4 protein-coding genes are annotated in these 3,119 nt (G+C 63.7%); all 4 read left to right on the top strand.

Going from position 1 to position 3,119, the window contains the following annotated elements:
* A partial coding sequence (locus ACGYLQ_RS20630) for a cation transporter (RefSeq protein ID WP_394444650.1) occupies positions 1 to 487 on the top strand: 487 nt, incomplete at its 5' end.
* 153 nt (positions 488 to 640) lie between these two features.
* The gene (locus ACGYLQ_RS20635; RefSeq protein WP_271690353.1) at positions 641 to 988 is read left to right on the top strand and encodes a transposase; all 348 of its coding nucleotides are present in this window, start codon (positions 641 to 643) and stop codon (positions 986 to 988) included.
* Positions 989 to 1,055: 67 nt separating this feature from the next.
* Positions 1,056 to 1,409, top strand: coding sequence for an IS66 family insertion sequence element accessory protein TnpB (gene tnpB, locus ACGYLQ_RS20640; protein ID WP_271690354.1), 354 nt, complete (start codon positions 1,056 to 1,058; stop codon positions 1,407 to 1,409).
* A 54-nt stretch (positions 1,410 to 1,463) separates the two neighbouring features.
* Complete coding sequence (gene tnpC / locus ACGYLQ_RS20645; protein WP_271690355.1) at positions 1,464 to 3,014, top strand: IS66 family transposase; 1,551 nt, start codon at positions 1,464 to 1,466, stop codon at positions 3,012 to 3,014.
* Positions 3,015 to 3,119 lie beyond the last annotated feature (105 nt).

The following is a 3,119-nucleotide window of genomic DNA, read 5'->3' on the forward strand; positions in this document are numbered from 1 at the left end:
CCTGATCGCCAACGGGCTCGATAACCTCTCCGACAGCTTCGTCTACGCGATCAGCCTTTTCGCTTTGTCCCGATCCGCCAAATGGAAACGCGGGGCGGCGAACGTTTCCGGCGGGCTGCTGATCCTGTTCGCTGCAGGCATCCTCTACGATGCGTGGCGCCGCTACATCGGTGGGTCAGATCCGCTCGGGACGATCATGATCGCCATGGCCCTGATCGCAGCAGCCATCAACGCGGTCTGCGTCTGGCTGCTCGCTAAGCTCAAAAATCCGGACGTCAACATCCGCGCGGCCAACACCTTCAGTTACAACGATTTCGCCGCGAACCTCGGAATCGTCGTGGCTGGCGGCCTCGTCGCCTGGCTGGGAACCAACTGGCCGGACCTCGTCGTCGGCGTGATTGTCGCCGGGATCGCGGCCTGGGGAGGTATCGACATTCTGCGCGACGCACACGGCGAACACCACAAAGCAGTTCATACGGGCAAATAGTTGCGGGAGATTCTTTCTGAAAGAAAGGATTGAAGCTACAGTGACTATAGAAATTAGTTTTGTTCCAAGACGATTCGAGGGTAAGCGTCGTCTCGACCCCACGTTGCTGCTGATGGCTTCGGCTGCGAAGTGATCTCCATCTCATGATGGGGAGTGCGTTTCGCAATGTGCGCTACAAATTCGTTTCTCAAATCGCTGGGCGTCGAGATCTACGCGTCGGGTCATCGTCGGTGGCCGGATGAAGCAAAGGCCTTGGCCGTCTCGATGACCCTGGAAGCTGGAGCGACTGTAAATGCCGTAGCGGAGCGGTTTGGCATTCTGCCCAATCAACTTTCGGCGTGGCGACGAGAGGCCAAACAGGGCAAGCTGGTGCTGCCTGCAGCCGAAGTCGAGGAACCTGTCTTTGCGCCGCTCGTCGTCTGCGAGGTCGCCGAGGAGGAAGCGCGTCCGGAGGTAACATCGCAGGCGGCCCCGATCAGGATCATTCGGGGGCTGTTGTGATCGAACTGGCGCATGACATGCCCGTCGCCCGGGTCGCTGAGATCGTCCACGCGCTCGAGGCGCATCCATGCTGATGCCCTCGCAGGGTGTGCGGATTCTGGTGGCGACGAAGCCGGTCGACTTCCGCAAAAGCCATGACGGCCTCGCGGCCCTGGTCCAGTCTACTCTGGCGGAAGATCCGTTTACCGGAACGGTCTTCGTCTTCCGCTCGAAGCGCGCCGACCGAATGAAGATCCTATTCTGGGACGGCAGCGGGCTCGTGATGGCCTACAAGCGGCTGGAAGAAAGCACTTTCACCTGGCCTGCGATCAGGGATGGGGCCATGACGCTGAACCGGGCACAGTTCGAGGCCCTGTTTGCCGGCCTGGACTGGCGCCGTGTGCGATCGCTGGAGGTGCGCAGACCAGCTGTGGCAGAGTGACTCGCCCCAGGGAATGATAGGGCATCGACGCATTTGGCGCGGTATAATCTGCGCATGTCCAACGCCCCGCCCATCGACCTGTCCGCGATCCCCGAGAGCCAGCGCGCCGCCGTTCTGGCGCTGCTGCAGGAGAATGGTGCGCTGAAGGACGCAAACCGGCGCCTCGAGCATCTCGTCGCCGAGTTGAACCATGTCGTGCATGGCAAACGGTCCGAGAAGCTGAGCGAAGACGACCGGCAGCTGGCCTTCGAAGACCTGGAAACCGCCGTCACGGAGGTCGAGGCCCGCAAGGAGCAGGCCGCGCCATCCACCACGACGCCGCGCCGGAGACGGCAGCGCAATCTCGGCCATCTGCCCGCTGATCTGCCGCGCATCGAACGTGTCATCGAACCGGCGAGCCTTGAGTGCCCGTGTGGGTGCGGCCGCATGCACCGGATCGGCGAGGATCGGACCGAGCGGCTGGACATCGTGCCCGCGCAGCTTCGGGTGCTGGTCGACATCCGGCCGAAGTATGCCTGCGGCATCTGCTCGGATGGGGTCATTCAGGCTGTCGCCGCACCCCGGCTGATTGAAGGCGGGCTGCCGACCGAAGGGTCCATCGCACATGTCCTGGTGTCCAAGTTCGCGGACCACCTGCCGTTTTACAGACAGAGCCAGATCCTTGCCCGCTCCGGCATCCAGATCGATCGCAGCACCTTGGCGGACTGGGCTGGCACAGCGGCCTTCCACCTCGGCCCCGTGGTCGACAGGCTAACCGAGCATCTCAAGTCCTCCGGCAAGTTGTTCATGGACGAGACGACCGCCCCGGTGTTGGATCCGGGCCGTGGCCGAACCAAGACCGGCTACCTCTGGGCGCTTGCCCGGGATGATCGTGGATGGGGCGGCGATGACCCGCCCGGCGTGGTCTTCACCTATCGTCCAAGCCGTGCTGGCGCCCATGCCGAGCAGATCCTGCAGGGCTTCGACGGCATCCTGCAACTGGATGGCTATACCGGTTACGATCGACTGACGCGCCCCTCCCGCAAGGGCGGCGCGCCGATCACGGTGGCCCACTGCTGGGCGCATGCGCGGCGCAAGCTGAAGGAGGTCTTCGACCGCGACGGCTCGGAAATCGCCGCCGAGGGCCTGCGCCGGATCGCTGAGCTCTACCGCATCGAGCTCGAGATCCGGGGCATGGGCCCGGGCCAACGTCTGTCGGCCCGTCAGGCCCGCAGCGCGCCCCTCGTGGCCGAGTTCGGTGATTGGCTGCAGGCACAGCGTCTGCGTATCTCGGTTAAGTCGCGCCTCGGCGAGAAACTGACCTACATCCACCGCCAGTGGGGCGGCCTGCAGACCTTCCTCCACGACGGCCGCGTCGAGATGGACTCCAACGCCGTCGAAAACCTGATCCGCCCGATCGCCCTGACAAGAAAGAACGCACTCTTCGCCGGCCACGACGAGGGCGGCCGCACCTGGGCCCGCATCGCCTCCCTGATCGCCACCGCGAAGATCAACGGCGTGGAGCCCTTCGCCTACCTCGAGGCGACCCTCGAAGCGATCACCGCCGGTCACCCCGCCAGCAGGATCGACGAGCTGATGCCCTGGAACTTCACCACGTCAAGCTGATCCCGCGTGGGGCGCAGACAGCGCTTACATTCGAGGAGCGACCCGTTGCATATGACCGACCCCCTACTTGTACCCACCAAACTACTGGATTTTGATGCCGCGCCT

Origin of the sequence: Sulfitobacter sp. 1A12779, from assembly GCF_043557315.1 — a bacterium.
Classification (GTDB): domain Bacteria; phylum Pseudomonadota; class Alphaproteobacteria; order Rhodobacterales; family Rhodobacteraceae; genus Sulfitobacter; species Sulfitobacter faviae.